The 19,879-nt window shown below is 42.8% G+C and carries 13 protein-coding genes and 1 pseudogene; 8 read left to right on the top strand and 6 right to left on the bottom strand.

Translation table 11 applies throughout. From position 1 onward, the window contains the following. Positions 1-206 (top strand): annotated as a pseudogene (locus PSE7429_RS24405) (IS1 family transposase); the annotation flags it as partial. Here the strand turns inward: PSE7429_RS24405 and PSE7429_RS11300 are convergent. Then, positions 186-4,250 carry a PAS domain S-box protein gene (locus PSE7429_RS11300; protein WP_144052509.1) on the bottom strand — a complete coding sequence of 1,355 codons (4,065 nt, stop codon included), beginning with the start codon at positions 4,248-4,250 and terminating at the stop codon, positions 186-188. The pseudogene PSE7429_RS24405 and the gene PSE7429_RS11300 overlap by 21 nt on opposite strands. A 1,193-nt stretch (positions 4,251-5,443) precedes the next feature. On the opposite strand from PSE7429_RS11300, the gene PSE7429_RS11295 reads away from it, so the two are divergent. From PSE7429_RS11295 to PSE7429_RS11265, 7 genes are all read left to right on the top strand, one after another. Next, entirely contained in the window at positions 5,444-6,658 is a 1,215-nt protein-coding gene (locus tag PSE7429_RS11295) for a response regulator (protein WP_009627314.1), read from the top strand. A 64-nt stretch (positions 6,659-6,722) separates the two neighbouring features. Then, the gene (locus PSE7429_RS11290) at positions 6,723-7,088 is read left to right on the top strand and encodes a response regulator transcription factor (protein ID WP_009627313.1); all 366 of its coding nucleotides are present in this window, start codon (positions 6,723-6,725) and stop codon (positions 7,086-7,088) included. Between the two features lie 139 nt (positions 7,089-7,227). Continuing rightward, on the top strand, positions 7,228-7,755 hold the full coding sequence (locus PSE7429_RS11285; RefSeq protein ID WP_144052508.1) for a chemotaxis protein CheW: 528 nt from the start codon (positions 7,228-7,230) through the stop codon (positions 7,753-7,755). Positions 7,756-7,845: 90 nt separating this feature from the next. Then, entirely contained in the window at positions 7,846-10,209 is a 2,364-nt protein-coding gene (locus PSE7429_RS11280) for a methyl-accepting chemotaxis protein (RefSeq protein WP_009627311.1), read from the top strand. A gap of 314 nt (positions 10,210-10,523) precedes the next feature. Next, complete coding sequence (locus PSE7429_RS23570; RefSeq protein WP_009627309.1) at positions 10,524-13,121, top strand: methyl-accepting chemotaxis protein; 2,598 nt, start codon at positions 10,524-10,526, stop codon at positions 13,119-13,121. A 28-nt stretch (positions 13,122-13,149) separates the two neighbouring features. After that, a complete protein-coding gene (locus PSE7429_RS11270) occupies positions 13,150-16,551 on the top strand; it encodes a hybrid sensor histidine kinase/response regulator (RefSeq protein ID WP_009627308.1) in 3,402 nt (1,133 codons plus the stop codon). Positions 16,552-16,596: 45 nt separating this feature from the next. After that, a complete protein-coding gene (locus PSE7429_RS11265) occupies positions 16,597-17,064 on the top strand; it encodes a chemotaxis protein CheW (RefSeq protein ID WP_009627307.1) in 468 nt (155 codons plus the stop codon). Between the two features lie 29 nt (positions 17,065-17,093). Here the strand turns inward: PSE7429_RS11265 and PSE7429_RS11260 are convergent, their stop codons facing one another. From PSE7429_RS11260 to PSE7429_RS11245, 5 genes are all read right to left on the bottom strand, one after another. After that, positions 17,094-17,726 carry a MotA/TolQ/ExbB proton channel family protein gene (locus PSE7429_RS11260; RefSeq protein WP_009627306.1) on the bottom strand — a complete coding sequence of 211 codons (633 nt, stop codon included), beginning with the start codon at positions 17,724-17,726 and terminating at the stop codon, positions 17,094-17,096. Then, positions 17,719-18,102, bottom strand: a complete 384-nt coding sequence (gene rbfA / locus PSE7429_RS11255; RefSeq protein ID WP_009627305.1) for a 30S ribosome-binding factor RbfA — start codon at positions 18,100-18,102, stop codon at positions 17,719-17,721. The genes PSE7429_RS11260 and rbfA overlap by 8 nt, the downstream gene beginning before the upstream one ends. A gap of 50 nt (positions 18,103-18,152) precedes the next feature. After that, positions 18,153-18,440 carry a DUF6464 family protein gene (locus PSE7429_RS24400; protein WP_009627304.1) on the bottom strand — a complete coding sequence of 96 codons (288 nt, stop codon included), beginning with the start codon at positions 18,438-18,440 and terminating at the stop codon, positions 18,153-18,155. Positions 18,441-18,654: 214 nt separating this feature from the next. After that, the gene (locus PSE7429_RS11250) at positions 18,655-18,858 is read right to left on the bottom strand and encodes a DUF751 family protein (protein ID WP_009627303.1); all 204 of its coding nucleotides are present in this window, start codon (positions 18,856-18,858) and stop codon (positions 18,655-18,657) included. Then, complete coding sequence (locus PSE7429_RS11245) at positions 18,855-19,604, bottom strand: DUF4337 domain-containing protein (protein ID WP_009627302.1); 750 nt, start codon at positions 19,602-19,604, stop codon at positions 18,855-18,857. The genes PSE7429_RS11250 and PSE7429_RS11245 overlap by 4 nt, the downstream gene beginning before the upstream one ends. Positions 19,605-19,879: the final 275 nt, after the last annotated feature.

Here is a 19,879-nt window from a genome sequence, read left to right as displayed (position 1 = left end):
CAAAATGTTTATCAACTCGGAGGATCAAATTATCAGCAAGACCTACATGACAAGAGTTGAGGGTGAAAACACAAGACTTAGACATTATTTTAGCCAGATTACACAGAAAAACTTTATGTTATTCAAAATCGGAAGAAATGTTGAGGTATTCAATTCGTTTGTTAATTCACTATCTTAAGTACAAATCATTTACTACCTTTGCTTGATTCATCTTTCATTTGTGCAACGCCCTCTTTACCATGCTGCTCCGTTACAGGATGAGTCTGCTCCCTATCTACAGCTCTCATCTCCAACTTGTAGGGTAAAAAGATAGAAAAACAACTTCCTTGACCAACTTGGCTATTTACAGTCACACAGCCGCCATGCAATTCGGCAATTTGCTTGACAAGTGTAAGCCCTAGCCCTGTTCCCGAATATTGTCGATTTAAACTACTATCAATCTGGACGAAGGCTTGAAATAATTTACAGATATCGGCTGGAGAAATACCGATGCCCGTATCTGTAACAGAAAAAACTAGCGCATGGGAATATTCAGGACTCGCCTTTAGGGTTGTTGATTCGATATCTTGAAGCTTAACTTCCAATTTGACATTGCCACCATTAGACGTAAATTTGACTGCATTACTGAGCAGATTAATCAAGGCTTGACGCATTCGGCGTTCGTCCACAGCAATCGTCTTCAGGCTGCGATGGATTGATAGGCGGAGTTGGACATTTCGCTTTTGTGCTGCTTGCCTAACCAAGTTCAGACTTGATTGACATAAATAATCAACTGCCACAGAACTAATTTCGAGATCTAATTTCCCTGCACCAATTTTAGCTACATCCAAAATGTCATTAATTAATTCCAGTAAATGTCTGCCACTCGTTTCAATTAGGGATAGCGATCGCTTTTGGCGATCGTTGACATCACCAAACACTCCTGATATCAAACCCTCAGACATACCTAAAACTGCATTAAGAGGAGTACGGAGTTCATGGCTCATATTCGCAAGGAATTCATCCTTCAGCCTAGTCGCTCGCGCGAGTTCAGCATTTGTTTCACCCAACTGTTGATTAGCGGCTTTTAGTTCACTGGTGCGCTGCTCGACCCTTAGCTCTAATTGTTGATTGAGCTGGTAGAGGGCATCAATAGCCTCCTGTCTTTCGATTTCCGCACTAATCCTAGCCGCAAAAACCCGTAGCATCGCATCGGCTCTCTCCAAATTAGCGATCGGTTTGCGATCGAGAATGCATAGGCTGCCGATGGGCTTATCGCTACTGCTAAAGATTGCTCTCCCTAAATAGGATTCGACTTGTAAATTTTTGACGGATTCGCAATCGGGGAAATACCTCTTTAATTTCTCAGGACAGCAGTATTTTCCTTGTTTAATTGTCAACGAACAAGGAGTATTACTTAAGGGGATGATCGATACTGGTTGTTGCTTTCCATCTATCCAAGAGATGATGGTCTCCAATCGATCCTCCATAAGTTTAGAGACAATGACATAACTCACTCCTAGGGCTTTGGCAATATATTCTGCTAAGGTGGGAAAGAAGTCCTCACCAGTATGAGCGGCTGCCCCTTCGACTAAACTTTGTAAGGCTGCTTCATCCTGTTTGCGATCGCTGATATCCTCAATAATCCCAATAAAAAATGGAGTATGATCGACTTCGTTAACAATTTTGGAACTGGTTGTCTTCACCCAAACAGTCCTGTTGTCTCGGTGTAAGAGGCGCTTTTCCATGTGATAACTTTCAAGTTCGTTAGAAAGAACAAGATTCCGCAATCGGAGATTCTCTTCTATATCATCAGGCAGCATATTGTCTGTAAATCGCATTGATGCTAATTCCCGTTCAGAATAGCCAATCATCTCTTGATAGCAGGGATTAGTTCTAATAAATTTACCATCAAGGTCGGTAATAGCCATCCCCACCGCAGATTGCTCGAACATGCCACTCAATAGAGACTCACTCGCTCTCAGGAGTTGCTCGCTACGATTTAACGCCATCTCCGCCCATTTGCGATCGCTAATATCGCGCACAATGATCAGAACTTCGTTCTCGCTACAAACAGAAATGCGGACTTCTTCAATATGTAAATTCCCATCAATAATAATTTCTTGATCGTAGATCTGTCTTTTACCCGTCAGCAAAGCCTCACGAATATATTGCATTCGCGTTTCTGCCAAATCTATGGGGAAATCAGTATTGTAAATATTTTTGCCAATTATTTCCTTTGTATCAAATATGTTAAAAGTTTCGGTTGGGAAAAAGTCCAGATACGTTCCATCGCCAGACATCCGTATAATTAAATCGGGTAAAGCATCAATTAGATTTTTTTGATTGCTTTCGCTCTCCCTCAGAGCAGTCTCTACCTGTTTGCGTTCAATTGCTAAGCTAGCTAAATTAACGACCAGACTCACCAATTCCCTCTCATCATTGGAAGGAGTCCGAATTTCAGGATAATACATCGCCAATGCGCCTAAGACAATCCCTGATTTAGCAAAAATAGGTATCGACCAACTGGCAAGCAATCCAGCTTCTAGAGCGTAATCACGATAGTTGTGCCATAGGGGATCGGTCGCAATATCGGTCACGATTACGGGGGCTTTTCGATACACCGCAGTTCCACAGGATCCTGCATATTCACCGATTTCGATACCTTCGATCGCTGTTATATAGCTTTCAGGAAGACTTGGGGCAATGCCGCAGACTAGTTTTTTTCCTTCTACCCGTAAGATCGAGCAATACATTTGATGGCATTGCGATTCAATGAATTGAATTATTGCAATCAAAATTTCCGATAACTCCGCACCATGCGCGATCAACTCCAATATTTGCCGCTGCTTTGCTAAGAGCAGATCTTGGCGCTTGCGATTGCTAATATCCTCCACTACAGCGGCAATTTGTTCGATTTTTCCATGGCTATTCTTGAGAGGAAAGCAGCGTCCCCAAATCCACCGAATATCTCCATCGGGGCGCACAATGCGATATTCCTCACTAAAGGAACCACTAAAGGCAGTTAAAGTATAGGCTTGAGCAATACGCTCTTGATCGTCAGGATGAATAGATTGCATCCAAGAATCGGGATCTTGGTATAAACTTTCATTGGATTTACCCCAGATTTCTGCATATCTCGGACTCACATAGAGTAACTTGCCCGAAGAAAGTTCGCGAATTACAATCACCCCGCGATTATTATCAGCAAATTGCCGAAACATATCATTACTATGGGCTAGTGCGGTCGTTCTTTCCTGCACTTGGCTTTCTAATAACTTATTACGACTTTTGAGTAGTTCGAGATTTTCCTGCTCTAGCCTTGACATTTTTGTTTCCAATATCGAGACTAATTTGTAAATTTCTGTTGGTTGGATTGCCCCTAATAGATCGGTTTGGCTGACGATTCCTTCTAGCTTACCATCGGCATCCGTAATAAGGACATGGTTGATCATTCTCTCTTGCATTAACTCCCGCACATCCCATAATGTCTCCTCGGAATCGATAGCCACGGGCGGGAAACTCATCACTAACTGTACTGGCGATGTAAATAGATCTAATCCCAAGGCAAGGTATTGGATAATATCACCTTCCGTAACTATTCCTATGGGAAATAAAGCATTCTCTCGCTCTTCAACAACTACGACCGAGCTGACGGAACTCTCTAAAATTAAGTTGGCGACCTTCGCAACGGAATCCATCTGTCGAGCCCAAACCACATCGGTAACCATTACCTCTTTTACCCGACGTAGGCGTAACATATCGATGGGGCGTAGTAGTTGCCGTAAACTCTCATGGGTGAGCAACCCGACTACTTCACCGAGATCGTTGACTAGGGGCAAATGCCGAATATGAAAGCGATGAAAGCGATTGATGGGGACGAGGATATCGATGAATTCCCATTCCAGCAGCGACTGAACGGGATAGGTCATTACTTCAGCGATCGCAGTTTCCAGTAAATTACTTACGGATTTTTGGTGGGATTCCCCATCATTGAAAGTCTCAGTTCCCAACTTAATTAAGTCATGCTCAGTCAAAATACCGATGAGCTTTTTTCCCTCCGTCACTAAGACGCAACTATTTTGAGCATGAGCTAATTGCAAATTTAACGCGGTATCAATATCACAGGACAAACTACAGGCTTGTCCGCCTTTGCTCATTAAAGCGATCGCCTCAGCAACTGTTGCACTTGCCGCAATTGTCAAGGGATTGCGGATAATTGCTTGTTCAAATAGGAATCGCTGATTTTCAGCATACATAGGTTGAAACACGAAGTCTTACCCGCAAAAAATTTATATTTTTTTTACTCAAACATCCCTTAATAAAATTTTACTTTAATTTTTGAATGTTTAGGTTGTGAAGCTCCAATTTTTATCAACTTGGCAAATATTGGGCAAACCTTTGGCAAATGTTTCTGGTTTCCTCGGTTTTGGGAAAGATTCAGGAAAGATTTGAGAAGGATATTTCTGCGCCTAGATAATTCTCAAAATTGCTTGGGATTCTCATATAGAAATCCTGAACGAGTGTGAAAGGCTTCGACTACGCTTAGCAATCGGTATACATTGGCTGAGCGTATCGAAGCCCCATTTTTCTCGTGAATGATTGAGGAATGCCATAGCACATTTAAATAATTAATAAAATAACTAATAAAATAACTAATAAAATAACTGGGTTTACATACTATTAAATACATTTAAAATTAAAATCCAAAGAATAAAAACAAATACTGGAAGACTCTTGAATGCTGGAATCTTGGTGAATGTATCAACAAATGTATTCTAATATATTTAAATGTATTTTATATTTGCTTACCCTAAAAATAGAGTGAATTGAGATCGACTTAATTGGTAAATAAATAAATCTAAATCCTCAATAATCACAAAATAATCTAACAGAGCTGTCCCCATGAGTATCCCTCGATCATATTAAATCATTCTGTATTTATAAAATTTTACATGATGATCGTAGGATTGGACATGGCAAATTCCTAATCCTACTAAATAAGGTTTTAGTTCTTGTATCAACAATTGCTATATTTCACTCTTGAATTTATGAGACAGGCTTGGTACTGAAATTCAAACAACTTACTTAAATAACAGACTCAAACAATAAATTCAAACAATAAATTTAAATGATAATTTTATTATTTAAATTTAAATAATAAAATTAAACAATGAAAATTATCAAACATTTTCTGAGAGCATAACAATAAACGGGGACTATGGTAAGATACCTCTTTCAAAGCTATCCAATTATACAAAATCACTTAAGCTAAGAATTGTTCTTGTTCTATAGATAAATAAATGCAATTATAGTAAACGTATATATAGCTGTTTACATGGCTGTTTACATGGTTGTTTTGTGATTATCAGGCAGTCAGTTAGTTTAAAAGGTATTTATGCAATAAGGGAATAGTCAGTGATAAATACTCTTTAGCCCCTTTGGCTTTCGATACAGCAAACAAATGCTACTTACCCAACTTTCTCCAGTGGACACATCAATACAAGCCCTTCCTAAGTTTATCCAAGATTTGAAGCATTTATATGTTCTGTTTCAACAGGCTACTGGTGAATTATTGGTGACTGGCGACAATGAAGCCGATCCTGTTTGGAACATATATTTCTATCTTGGGCGTTTAGTATATGCAACTGGCGGCAAGCATCGCATTCGCAGATTGGCTAGAGCCATTCGACAGCATTCACATAATATCAATATTCAAGAATTACTCGAACATGCCGACCTCACTACTGAGGCTTGGGAGTTAAAGGTCATCGAGCAGGCAGTTCAAGACAACCTTTTGACCACAGAACAGGTGAGAGCGGTCATTCAGTCCAGCATTCATGAGGTGTTTTATAGTCTCAGCAATCAAAAACAGCCCAAATCATCTTGGAAACCTCTAGAATCCCTAGTCTTTAAACCCGTAGTTGCCCTATCTATGGGGCAAACCCTAGATAGTGTCGTGGCAGCCCAACAAAGGTGGCAACAGGCTGGGCTTTCCCATGTCCAAAACATGATCCAAGGGTTTTCCTTCGATTTAGCTCCTTACATTAACAATCCTGATCAATTGGATGTGATGCTAAAGGCGGAAGCTATTACCTCTAAAACCTATAGGACGCTTAAAAAAATTGTTAATGGCAAGAATACTCTATGGGACATGTCGATCATCATGCATTGCTCGATGATTGCGGTTATGCGATCGCTTTTACCGTTAGTTGTCGATGGAATTGTCGCTTTTCAGGAAGTGCCTGACTGGACATCCTCGAAATGGAAATTGCCTAGTAAGCCTCAGGAAATTGTGCGTCGAGGGCTGGTTGCCTGCATTGATGATAGTCCGCAAGTAGCCGTAGAAATGCGCCGCATCCTTGAGCCCTTAGGTTATGAAGTTTTAGGAATTACAGAGCCTTTACAAAGCGTGAGCACCCTATTACAACGGAAGCCCGATCTGATTTTTCTTGATTTGATCATGCCAAATACCAATGGCTATGAATTATGTACTTTTCTGCGCAAAACGACTACATTTCAAGAAATTCCCATTGTGATTCTGACTGGACGGGATGGGATGATTGATCGGGTGCGGGCAAAGATGGCTGGCTCCTCTGATTTTGTGAGCAAGCCTCCAGATCCTGCAAAAGTTATGCAAATAATGCGTAAGTTTTTGCAAGTCCCTGAAACTAACTAATTTGTAACAGCTCTCACTTAGATTATTAGCTTGATTATTAACTTTAAAGAGGAAAAAACCAGATATGAGTACAATTTTAGTGGTTGAAGACACAATGACTCAGGCTGAGATTATCATTGGTAGCTTGAGAAATGCTGGCTTTAATACCATTTTGGCAATGAGTGGGGACGAAGCTAGAACTAAAATTGGTCAGCAGAAGCCCAGCGCTATTGTATTAGATGTGGTTTTACCCAATGAAAGTGGCTTCGAGCTATGTCGCGATCTCAAAGATAAGCCGACAACTAAAGATATTCCGATTATCCTTTGCTCGACGAAGAGTGGAGAGATGGATAAATTTTGGGGCATGAAACAAGGGGCTTCCGCTTATTTGACCAAACCTGTTGATATCGATGAGCTAGTGCGGACGATTAGATTATTAGTAAAAGATTGATGCCTAATAACAAGTAAAACAACAAGAGAAACAACAAGTAAAAACAAGTAAATAGCAATAAGTAATAAGAAAGTAATAAGAAATAAGGCAAACGCTCAAAAATCGATAATATCCCCTAGAAAGTAGCAGTGAGATCGCCGTGGCAAATCAGATGATAGGTAATCAGCAAAAGATAACTCAGTTAGATGCAGGACGGTTGGATAGCGAGCAGTTTCTATCATTTTCTCTCGTAAAAGAACAGCAAGCATTATTGCCAACCCATCAGCTAATTGAAATTGTCAGAGTTAGTTTGTCTAAGATTACGGCGATCGCAGGGTTGGATCCTTACGTAATGGGTATATATAATTGGCGGGGCGATGTTATTTGGGCTGTCGATCTTGCCAGTCTCTTAGGCTACACGCCCCTTTACGCACAGGAATCTACTCAAGAAAAGTTTCAGGATCGATACCATATTATCTTTTTACGCAGTCAAGGTAATGCGATCGGACTGGTGGTGTCCAATGTGGGGCAGATGATCCGCTGCGATCGCGCCAAAATTCAAACCTCATCCCACGCATTTACCAGTCCAGCTACGAAGGAGGCTTGTCAGGGTTATTGGTTAAGCGCGAGTGGCGAGACGTTTTTGGTGTTGGATGGCAATGCGATCGCGCAAGTTATTCAGACCTAGTTTGAGACTTGTTTTGGTTATGTAGACGCTTAGATGGTTTGTGCTTTTGTATATTTTTTAAAAGTTTTGAAAGTTTAAGGAGAATCGGCAATGTTGACCCAAGATAACCAACCCAAAAATCAAGATCCATCCTTGGAAGCTAAGGAAATTATCAATAATAATAATGGGGCTGATGGGCAAAATGTCGATCAAACCAAGCTAGATTCTCCCGAAAATTTACTTGAAGCGCCACCGCCGCTTCCCCTTGCCCCGAATCCTACTAAATGGGGTTGGCGATCGCTATCCCTACGCACTAAAACCACCTTATTAGCCGTATTACTCAGTACGATTCCTGTGGTGGCGATTGGTAGTGTAGCCTCTTACTTTTCCAGTCGTTCATTAGATCAGAGTATTCGGGAAACTCAGCTAAAGAAAGCCCTAGCGATCGCTGATAAAATTAATCGCTTTATGTATTCTCGCTATGGGGACATTCAAGTATTAGCTGCACACCCAATTCTGGCTAATCGTAAAGTACAGGCAGTAATGAGCCAATCGGAACGCGAAGCAGTTTTGAATGAATATGCCAAGACCTATGGGGTATATAGTCTAGTTGCCTTTGCTGATTTAGATGGAACGACACCACTCCGTTCTACCATCACCCAAGATCCTGCTCCTAGCATTAAGGAACGTGATTTTTTTAAGACTCCGCTAGCTACGGGACAACCTTTTATCAGTCAGCCTGGTAAATCGACAGTCAATAAGACGGTTAACTTTTTTATATCTGCTCCCGTAAAAGAAACTGGCTCGAATAAGTTGATTGGCGTGGTACGGACAAGAATGCCGATCGAAAGCCTTGATAATGTTATCCAAGGGATTTTGGGCGAAGAAGATGAGTATCATTTGATTGATATGGCTGGCAAGGTATTTCTAGCCAAGGAAAAAGCTGAAGAAAGTGTTCAATCTAAGGAACTATTTCCTCAGCTAGCAACAGCAATCTCTAACAAAACACCAGAAACCCAAATACATGTTGATCAGATAACTAATAAGACAGAACTATTGACCTATGCGCCATTGAGTACATATCTCAATATGCCTAACCTGAATTTAGGCGTAATCGTTACGATTGAGGCTGATGTGGTTTTTAAGTCTCAACGAGAGCTCTTAATTACTCTAGCGATAGGAACAGGTGTCACAGCTTTATTAGTAGGACTTTTAGCAGCCTTGATTGCTAATCGTGCCGTTAAGCCGATTCGCGAGGCGGCACAGGTTGTTGCTCAAATTGGTAGTGGCGATCTTGAGACGCGATTAGAGGTTGTGAGCGAAGATGAGCTCGGCTTGCTATCGAGTAATATCAACGGGATGGCTGATCAAATTAAGTCCCTGATTGCTGAACAACAACAGGAGGCGGCAAGGTTAGAGAATGCTCGTAATGAGGCAAGAACCGAGGCTGACGAACGCGCCGAACAGCAAAGAAAAGAGAAGGAATTTCTGCAACGTCGGGCGCTAGAACTCCTCATGGAAGTGGATCCCGTCAGCCGAGGCGATTTGACGATTCGGGCAAATGTTACCGCCGATGAGGTGGGAACGATCGCCGATTCTTACAATGCAATTATTCGTAACCTCCGTAAGCTGGTAATTGAGGTGCAGGCGGCATCACAGTCCGTTACGAAGACAGCAACGAGCAGCGAGCAATCGGTGCGATCGGTATCTACGGAGGCAATTAAGCAGTCCGAATCGATCAATTCAGCATTGCAAGAAGTCAAAATAATGGCGGAGTCGAGCCGAGGCGTAGAGAGTCGGGCGCAACAGGCGGAACAGTCAATGCAAATAACTGTTGCGGTTTTGCAAGAAGGCGATGATGCCATGAACCGAACCGTGGAAGGGATTTCCGAAATTCGGGAAACGGTATCGGAAACTGCGAAAAAGGTAAAACGGTTGGGGGAAACTTCCCAAAAGATTTCCCGAATTGTGAACCTGATTAGTAACTTTGCAGCTCAAACCAACCTACTAGCACTCAATGCCGCGATCGAAGCGGCGCGAGCAGGTGAAGAAGGAAGAGGATTTAGCGTCGTTGCTGAAGAAGTCCGTGACCTTGCGGAACAGTCCGCGTCATCAACGGCAGAAATCGAGCAACTGGTTGAAGAGATTCAAGCTCAAACAAACGAAGTAGTAGCGGCGATGGAAACTGGTACTGAACAGGTAGTTGCAGGAACCAAACTCGTGCAGAATGCCCGTGAAAAACTCACCCAAATTTCCATGGTTAGCAAACAGGTTAACTCCATCGTTCGTGAAATTGCGATCGCTGCTAACAATCAGACTAAAACCACCGATCATATGGGGGCTACTATGCAGGATATTGCCACGATTGCCGAAGATACATCGAAACAGTCAGAAGATGTCGCGCGATCGTTTGCCGAACTCGTGCAAGTTGCGCAAGATCTACAGGTGAGCGTATCTCAGTTCAAAGTCGTCTAAGATCTTCTATTTTCGCAATGACTATTAAGTACCTCAGCATAATTAAAATCCCGATCTAAAACCTGCGGCGCAAGCTGCGCGTGCGCCGCAGGTTTTAGGGTTTTATATTTAATTAAGCCCACTTAATTTAATAGTTAATAATTATCAATTATCAATTATTAAATTAAAAGAATGGAGATAAAAGATACTTATTTTCATCCCTCAGAAAGTCAAACTGAGAGTCAAATAGAAAGTCAAATAGAAAGTCAAATAAAGAGTCAAATAGAGAGTCCAAAGTTTCTACCCAATCAATATATCGTCCCAGAGCTAGCAGTATGTTATTAAAAGACAAGCCCGATATTCCTCCTTCCGATCCCACGGCAAAAACTATCCCAACCCAATCAAGGTCGGTCACTGCAATTAAAGTTAAGGAACCCATACCTCAGCCTCAAGTCCCTTTTTGGAAATGGTCAGCCCAAGCTTGGAATAACCTAGGCGTAAGATGGAAATTATCGATTGTCCTATTGCTAGCTTCGGGGCTGCCTGTATTAATTGTGACGCAAACCCTAGTTAGTTCATCGGAAAAATCTGCTATCAAAGAATTACGGACTTCCCTGAAGGAAAAGGGGTCATTCTTTGTGTCAGAGTACGTAATGTGGACGAATTCTGAAAGTAAACAGGATGCGGAAGCAATCGCCAAAGCAATTGAAGATAATAATTTAAATGTGAGTGATCCGCAGGAACTCGCCACTAAACGGGCTAGTCTCCCATCCCTTTTACAGATTAGTAGTGAAGGTAAAGATCCAGAGTCAATCAAGCATGTTAAGTTAATTACTGATAATCTCGGACGCAGTATTGAAGGTAATGTCCTCGTTCTTGATGAAGATTTTTCTAAGTTTCCACCACTTGCGCCCAGCGATCGCTCGGAGCTAATAGTCCAATCCTACAAATCGGGAGCCATTCCCACGGGTAGTAATTTGGCGGATCTTGCCATTGTCAAAGATGCGATCGCTACAGGCAAGCCCATGTATGGGATCGAATTGCTCAAATCCAAGGAATTGCAAACTCTCGGCTTGGAGAAACCCGCCAATATTGGCTTGCGTCCCCAGCCCATTCAGGGGTTACCAGAACCTAAGCAACCAGCCCCCGAAGGAAACTATAACGTTGAGCAGGGCAAGTCTGGATTGGTGAGTATGGCAGTATACCCGATCAAAATTAAAGGTCGCGTAGTTGGCACGGCTATAGTCGGAGCTTTACTCAATCGCAACTATGGCATTGTCGATAAGTTCTCTAAACGATATAACATGCCAATCGCCTCGATCTTTGCTCAGGATTGGCGCATTAGCACCAACACTCCCTACCTAAATGTAAATACGAAAAATCCTGACAATACTAGAGCGATCGGCACTCGCGCCGCCCGTGAAGTATCGGATATCGTACTTCAGCAAGGGCAGGATTATATCGGTGAAACTAACGTTGCAGGCATCAATGAGATGGCATTCTATAGCCCTCTTTACGACCATCGGAAGTTAATCGACCCCAATGCTAAACCCATAGGCATTGCGGCGGTAGCGCGTCCCTTTACCGAAATTCAAGAGCTTCTAGCCAAATTATCCATTGAGGGCTATGGGATTGCCGCAATTTCGATCGTGGTGGCGGGTGCGCTTGGTTTGGCGATCGCTATTTCTTTTTCCAGTCCCTTACGCCGCTTGTCGGGCTTTACGCAAAAGATCGGACGAGGGGAAATGGGGGAACGTTTGACAGACAGCGAGCGGCGTGATGAGATCGGTACCTTATCGCAAGAGCTTAATAAGATGGCTGAGCAACTAGAAGTTTTGATTACGGAAAAACAACTAGAATCGGAACGAATTGCTGAAGCTCGGCAGGAAACTGCTCGCACTGAAGCCGAACTGCGCATTCAAGAACAACGTCAGGCTAAAGAATTCTTGCAAAAACGAGCCTTAGAACTACTAATTGAAGTCGATCCAATCAGTCGTGGGGACTTAACCATTCGCGCAAAGGTTACGGAGGATGAAATTGGCACGATCGCTGACTTTTATAATTCCACAATTAGCAGTCTACGCAAACTCGTACTAGCCGTGCAGTCGGCATCGCAATCGGTATCTCACAACGTTGATCGCAACCAAGAAATCATCCAAAACGTATCCAATGGAGCCTCAGAGCAGGTATTGGCGATCGCCCAAACCCTCGATCGCATTCAAATGCTTACCAACTCCATCGCCAAGGTGGAAATGCAAGCATCCCAAGCTGAAGCACAGGTAAAATCGACGAATCAGGCTCTCGTGGAAGGCGATACCGCGATGAATACTACCGTTGAAAGTTTTACCGTCATTCGGGACACCGTTGCCGAAACAGCCAAAAAAGTGCAACAGCTAGGAGAAGCCTCGCAGAAAATCTCCAAGGTTGTTAAGCTGATTAGCGGCTTTGCCAATCAAACCAATATGTTGGCGCTAAATGCTTCAATTGAGGCGGCAAGAGCAGGGGAGGAAGGAGAAGGATTTGGGGTAGTAGCCAACGAGGTGCGAGCGCTGGCTCAACGTTCGGCAAAAGCAACTACAGAAATTCGCCAACTGATCGAAGAAATTCAAGCCCAAGTTAACGACCTCATCAAAACCATGGCTTTGGGGACAAGACAGGTCAACAGTGGTTCCCAACTGGTGGAAGAAACCCGTCAAAAACTCTTTGACATTGCTAGTTCCAGCCAGATCGTCAACCAACTAGTGCGAGAAATTACGCAAACCGCTTCTCTGCAATCACAAACGTCGGATGAGGCAAGTCGAACTATCCAAAACGTTGCCGCGATCGCTAATTCCAATTCTAACTATGTTCAAGTCCTGAATGATTCCTTTAGCGATCTGCTACAGGTGGCTGAGGAATTGCAAGTCAGTGTAGCGCAGTTTAAAGTCAGCTAACCTATTGAAGAGAAGCAATACAGCAACCATGTACAGTTCAGACACAGAAATTCATGATCAAGCCTATCAATTTTTTAAGCAAGAAGCACCTGAATTTTTGCAGACGATTGAAACTGGTTTGCTCTCTCTCCGTGAGGATCGGAGTACTGCCAATGTTCATGCAATTATGCGTGCCGCCCATTCGATTAAGGGTGGTGCGGCAAGCCTTAATTTTGAGGGTATTAAAACGATCGCCCATCAATTAGAAGATGTCTTTCGATCGCTTTACCGCTTTGAAGGCGAGATCGATCAAGATGTCGAAGGTTTGCTGTTGCAAGCCTACGATTGTTTGCGCCTGTCACTCATGGATCAACTGCAATTGGGGCATTATGAGGCGGAATCAGCGATCGCTGCTGCGGAGCCAGTGTTTGAAGTATTGAAACTATACCTAGGTAATACTGACGAAGAGGTTGAATTGCCAACGGCAGCCGAGCTGGGTGTAGATATCGTGCAAATTGTCTTTGAAGGAGATGTGCAACAAGGCATCTTACGCCTCCAGAATGTCCTCGCCAACCCTGAAGGTGTACCCGTAAAGGGCGAAATCCGCGCCCAAATAGAGGTATTTAATGGCATTGGGGAATTATTAAATTTATCGGGCTTTAAAGCGATCGCCCAAGCAACTCTCCAAGCCCTAGAACATAACCCCGAATATCCCGTTTTAGTGGGTAAAGTGGCAGTTGCGAATTTTGAAGCAGCTCGCGCAGCAGTTTTAGCAGGCGATCGCACCCAAGGCGGTCAACCGAGCCGAGAGCTAATTACCCTTGCGCAATCCGATCTAGATCATGCTGAATCTATAGTTTTTAGTGAAAACTTAAATGAGGATTTAAGTGAAAATTTAAATGAAGATGCGAACGATCCTGAACATTGGTTTAAATCCCTAGAACAGCAAATCGACGATATTTCATTCATAGAATTAGATGGTCAGTCCGAATTCCTATCGAAGCTAAATCTTGAAGATGTTGATAGACAGCCTCCTCTATTTACAGAAATGGATATAGAGGATTTTGGGGAAACGTCAAGTTTTGAGGATTTAAATAATATTTCTTCAGAATTAAATTTTAATACCCTAGAAGAACCTCACGAATTTGAGAGCTTTGACGCGCTGGATATCGATCAAATCGATCAGAACTTTGATATTTTTGCCCCAAATTTAGATGTTAGCGAAAATGAACCGTTAAATGTAAATACTGTTGAGCATTTCGACGATGAACAAACATTAGAAAATTTACAAGATTTCTTCAATCAAAAAGAGTCAGTATTAACCGAGACTAAACAGGTTAAACCCACAAACCCAGCCCCATCGGCACAGAAACCAGCAAAACCAGTCGTATCCCCACAGAAATCGGCAATGCCTGTGCCGCCACAGAAATCTACAGCGAATATTGCTATTCCCCAAAATACGATTAATTCTCAAAGAAATGTCGCTCCCTATATCTCTGAAACCATACGGGTCGATTTACCCAGACTAGATCGCCTAAATAACGTTTCCAGCGAATTAGTGACTCAAGAGAATGCTTCGCATCTTCAAAATCAGCAGTTACATGCCAAGATTGCCCATATTCAGAAACAATTTAAAAGCTTCGAGCTTCTTTCCAAAAATCTTCAGAATTGGCTTGATAAAGCTCAACGAAAACAGGTCACGACTCAAGAAATACATACTTCATCCCAACCCCAAACATCCATCGATTTATTAGCTGATTTCGATCCATTGCAAATGGATTCTTACAACCGTTTGCATGGTTTTATCCAAGAGGCTCTCGAAGATATTGCGCAGATGGATGAAGGGATGCGCGACATGTCAATGCTCATGCAGCAGACGCAGCAAACCCAACGTCGTAAACAACAAATCTTGAAACAGTTGCGGTATGACCTACTCTGGGCAAGAATGTTGCCCTTGGGTGATATCCTCAGTAGCTTGCCCCGCATGGTGCGGGAGATGTCCAATAAATATAATAAACAAGTCAACCTCAAACTATTGGGAACGGGGACGTTAGTTGATAAATCCATCCTCGAAAAGCTTTACGATCCCTTTGTGCATCTTGTGCGAAATGCCTTCGATCATGGTACAGAATCGACCCAAAAACGGATCGATCTCGGCAAGCCCCTAATTGCCACTATTGAAATCCGAGCCTATTATCGCGGTAACCAAACCTATATCGAAGTTAAAGATGACGGTCAGGGCATTAACCCTGCCAATATCAAGGCTAAGGCGATTGAAGCAGGGCTATTGGATTTTGAAAAAGCAAATTTGATTTCCAACGAAGAAACCTATCAATTCCTATTTGCTCCCAGTTTTTCGACCGCAGATACGGTTTCCGAATTGTCGGGGCGAGGTATGGGATTAGCCACGGTCTATGAGCAAGTTCGGAGTCTCAAAGGATCGATTGATATTAAATCTGAGGTCGGTCAAGGTACAACCTTTACGATTAAATTACCGCTTACCCTCAGTATTGCCAAGTTGTTGATCTTCAGCATTGAAGATCGATTGCTCTCAATCCCCATTGACACACTACTAGGGATTGTCATTATCGATCCCGATGAAATTCAAATTATTCAAGGTAGAGAGTTTTATCGTTTTGAAGATCGGTTGATTCCCCTCTATCCTGTGTCTATCTTTGCGGATGGATATCCACTGCCTAAGAAATCTCTAGATATATTTAATACTGAGACTTTTACCGATGAAAATCAGATCACATTATTATTATTTTCCGATGATGTGGAGATTGTCGCTTTGCCGATCGATCGCGTTTTAAACGAGCAGGAATTAGCCATTAAACCTTTTGGTAAAGCGATCGCTCCACCGCCCTATCTATACGGCTGTACAGTATTGGGAGATGGCACACTTGTCCCAGTCATTGATAGTTCGGCTTTACTTGATATCCTGACTCCTACAAAAGCGCCCGTTGCCTTGTTACCATTAACCAGCGAGCAACCCGTCGAGCCACCAACCTTAAAAGCTAGACCAAATGTACTACCAAATGTACTACAGAGGAAAACCATTCTCATTGTTGATGACTCCCTCACGGCTCGCCAATCCCTTGATTTAACCTTAACCAAATTTGGCTATCAGGTCATCCAAGCAAACGATGGACGCGATGCGATCGATCAGCTAGGCAGACATGCGGAAATTCAGGCTGTATTGTGTGACGTGGAAATGCCCAATATGAATGGATTTGAGTTTTTAGCTGCCTGTCACAAAGATAGTCGCTATCAAAACATGCCGATCATCATGCTAACTTCCCGTAGTGGCTCTAAGCATCGCGGTGTTGCTCAGATGCTTGGGGCTTCAGGTTATCTCACCAAACCCTATCTTGAACAAGAATTAATTAAAACTATTCAAAGGCTAACCGTGGAGAAACCCGTAGATCAGCCATTAGAGAAACCAGTCTAGCAATTCGGTTCCTAGCTCTAAAATCCCAATCCTCAACCAAATACTATGCTCAGCAACAAGAAAAAAGAAGAAAAGCTTAAATTTTTAATCTTCTCAATGGGAAATCTCAATTTAGCGTTAGGGCTGGATAGTGTGGTGAAAATTATTCCCTTGCCGACTATCCATCGTAGCGGTAACAAGCTTTTGGGAATAACCACCTATGAGGATAATGAAGTTTTAGTTATCGATTTATATAAGCAGATCTATGCTACGGAAGCTAATATTTCCAAGGGTTTTTTAGTGATTTTTACAGGCAAGAATAGTTTGTATGGTATTACGATCGACTCTTTGCCCAATGTGGCAGATGTCCCTGTCCATACCTTGCAGCCAATAACACCCGAATATCGCGATCGCGATTCCCTTGGCATTTCTAGCCACATCATGCAAGTCCCTATCAAAAAATCCGAGCCGCAAACGGTTTTTCTCCTAGACTCTGAGCTACTACTCAAAATGGCATCACCGACCAGAACATAGAAAAAAGGTTCGCCAAGCGAACCTTTTTTCTATGTTCGCGATTGTTGATGCCAATGTTGGCGGTAGATTAGCTCTAACTGGTTACCAAATTTTATAAATAGCTTACTTTGTTGATCTTGAAATGCTAAGAACAAGCGGTGAAATGCGGAAGCGAAAATTGCAATGATCAATCCCGTTGCCGTTGTAATCAGGGCTTCGCCGATCCCTTGAGTTATGGAGCCTGATTTTGTATTTGCAGCCACGTCGCCAATTTTTAGAGACCCAAAGGAAACAATTAGTCCCGTAATCGTTCCTAATAGCCCTAATAAGGGCGCTAGGGTAATCGAGGCTTCTAGCAGTTTTTCACCCTTGAGCATTCCCGCTAACTCCTCATCGGCGGTACTCTCAAGGGCAAGGCGAAATAGCTCAGGATCGGGATCTTCTAGGGCTAAGGGCGCGTAGAGAAATCGAGCTACAGGCACTTTTAAGGACTGCTCCGCTGCTACCGCAGCGAGTTTAAGATCTTGCCGAGCGATCGTTAAAATATTTTCGGCAGTTTTTTTCTCCTGTCTCAGAATGCCAAACCAAAAGATTAGGCGTTCCATGATCCCAGCCAAAGTAAATACGGATAGAAGCATGAGGGGATACATAACTATCCCACCCGCCTTAATCAACTCAATCACTTGGGGTTGACTCCTTTTCTTCGCGTTCTCGGCTAAGTTGATTGATTAGAGATAGGACTTTAACACCCCGTTCAAAGGAGCGGTCTTCATGGAAGACTATTTCGGGAACGCGACGTAAGGCAAGCCTTTGACCCACTTCACGTTTAATAAAGCCTGTTGCCGAAGCCAAAGCTTCCATCGTTTGTTGTCTTGCTTCTTCAGTACCATAGATACTGACAAAGATTTTCACATGTTGGAGATCGCCCGATAGTTCGGCATCAGTGACACTAACCATGCCCATGCCAACGCGATCGTCTTTAATATCTTTGAGCAGCATGTTGCTGACTTCCCGCTTAATTAATTCGGCGACTCGAGCGACTCTTCTAGTAGTAGCCATAAATTTGTACTTTGATAGGCAGATTTGACATGATATCTGAGGAGCTTCAATTATAGACTGTCGTAATGGCAACAATCTTGGCAAGCCCCGCTGGGATTGACAGCACAACGAAGATATGCAGATCGCGCATTGTATTTACAGCTAACTTTACCGATCGCATAGCCAAACCCATCAATGTAGGTCAGATCAGCGGGGGGCAATGCTGTGAGCTTGAGGGGTAGGGGAGTTGCGATCACCAAATTTATTTGTCGATAGTGCGATTGAGTGCGATGAAGTATCCATAGAGATAGGATTGGTGGTGCTATACCTATTAATAGAACGATCATTACGTCTAACATATTTTTTCTTCACCCAACATATTGTTTCACATAGATTTTGTTTCACATAGATTTCGTTTTGCATGGATTTCGTTTCACATGGATTCATAAAGGCGAATCACACAAAGAATTCCCATAGTGATGACTTAATAGGCTGTGAGATATGCTGGGAGGCTATTGAGCTGCGGGTTATTGATGAGAATGAGTCCCAATCGAGATCTGCCATGAGACTATGCTAAGCGATGTCCATTCCTAGCATTGCTCTTAAGACTAGGGATACGCCAATAAATCCACTGACGATCGCCGTAATCATCGCGATCGCTGTCACGGGCTTTTTCAGCAAGGGAATGATCGGGGCGATCACTACTGACAAAACACCGCCAATAATTAACACTAAAAATTGAGGGTAGCGGAGTAGATTTTGAATAAAGTTTTTCATAGATTTTTGCTAGGAGACAAATGGGGAAACCATTGCTCGTCTGGTCGAGTTGTAACTTGTTGATGACTATGGTTAATTACATTATCTGATAAAAGCTTCGTCAGTGCTTCTGGATGGGTATCCCAGTTTAGTAAACCCGCTAGCCCCATAAATAGCCCAAAGGCGGCGGGGATCATCGCCGCACCGTATAGCCAACCTTTTTGGGTGAGCGAGGTCATGGCAAGTAAGGCGATCGCTAGGGCAAAGGCAGCTTCGGATAGATCGAACTGATCGTCATGAATATTCAACTGATCGTAGAGCTTTTCCGCATCTTGAGCTTGTTTCTGCAATTTCTCTTTTTCGGTATCTTGCTTGACGGCTAATGCTTCATACCTAGAAATTTCCTTGTCATACTCAGCCCGAACTTTAGGTTGCTGGGACAGAGCCTGCAATTTCAACTGGGCAACGGTAGATTTCGCCACTTCAGCCCTTAAATTACGTGCTTGATAAAACGACCAAGTGTCGATGCGATCGGCTTGAGCTTTTTGCATCGCCTGTACCACATTATCGCTTTTGACCTTGCACACTCCCATAAAGGTGACAAACATCACCACTGTGATGGCTACATAATTATTGAGTTTGTTCTTGTGTTTGTCTTTATGGCGATCGGATGAATCAGGAGATTTTTTCCCATCCCCTGACGTTTGGTGATCGTCATCGTCCTCATTATTATCTTCAATAACTTCAGAAATGTCTGATATTTCCATGATTTTTTATGGTTGGTTAAGCATAAGTAAACTTAAAATCTAGAAGAGCGTACTGCCCGCTGCGCGGGCGGTACGCTCTCTGGTTTTGGTTTTTAATTATACTGAACTACTTACTATGTTCTTACGTGATTAGCGATTAAATTGTCAAATTAATAGGAGAAATTTTCTAGTAGCAATCCTTTAGTATTAACGTCAGTTTGACGAGCTAAAAGTAAGTAAGTAGCTAGGCATAAGTAAACTTAAAACCTAGAAGAGCATACCGCCCGCTGCGCGGG

The organism is Pseudanabaena biceps PCC 7429 (assembly GCF_000332215.1).
GTDB lineage: Bacteria > Cyanobacteriota > Cyanobacteriia > Pseudanabaenales > Pseudanabaenaceae > Pseudanabaena > Pseudanabaena biceps.
The sequence above is the reverse complement of the archived record's forward strand: the minus strand, read 5'-3'. Positions and strand labels throughout refer to the sequence as shown.

Excerpts from the sequence above, each read along its gene's own strand:
- PSE7429_RS11280 (WP_009627311.1), top strand. The coding sequence starts at position 7,846 with ATGTTGACCCAAGATAACCAACCCAAAAATCAAGATCCATCCTTGGAA.
- PSE7429_RS24400 (WP_009627304.1), bottom strand. The coding sequence starts at position 18,440 with ATGTTAGACGTAATGATCGTTCTATTAATAGGTATAGCACCACCAATC.
- PSE7429_RS11265 (WP_009627307.1), top strand. The coding sequence starts at position 16,597 with ATGCTCAGCAACAAGAAAAAAGAAGAAAAGCTTAAATTTTTAATCTTC.
- PSE7429_RS11250 (WP_009627303.1), bottom strand. The coding sequence starts at position 18,858 with ATGAAAAACTTTATTCAAAATCTACTCCGCTACCCTCAATTTTTAGTG.
- PSE7429_RS23570 (WP_009627309.1), top strand. The coding sequence starts at position 10,524 with ATGTTATTAAAAGACAAGCCCGATATTCCTCCTTCCGATCCCACGGCA.
- PSE7429_RS11295 (WP_009627314.1), top strand. The coding sequence starts at position 5,444 with ATGCTACTTACCCAACTTTCTCCAGTGGACACATCAATACAAGCCCTT.
- PSE7429_RS11290 (WP_009627313.1), top strand. The coding sequence starts at position 6,723 with ATGAGTACAATTTTAGTGGTTGAAGACACAATGACTCAGGCTGAGATT.
- PSE7429_RS11245 (WP_009627302.1), bottom strand. The coding sequence starts at position 19,604 with ATGGAAATATCAGACATTTCTGAAGTTATTGAAGATAATAATGAGGAC.
- rbfA (WP_009627305.1), bottom strand. The coding sequence starts at position 18,102 with ATGGCTACTACTAGAAGAGTCGCTCGAGTCGCCGAATTAATTAAGCGG.
- PSE7429_RS11270 (WP_009627308.1), top strand. The coding sequence starts at position 13,150 with ATGTACAGTTCAGACACAGAAATTCATGATCAAGCCTATCAATTTTTT.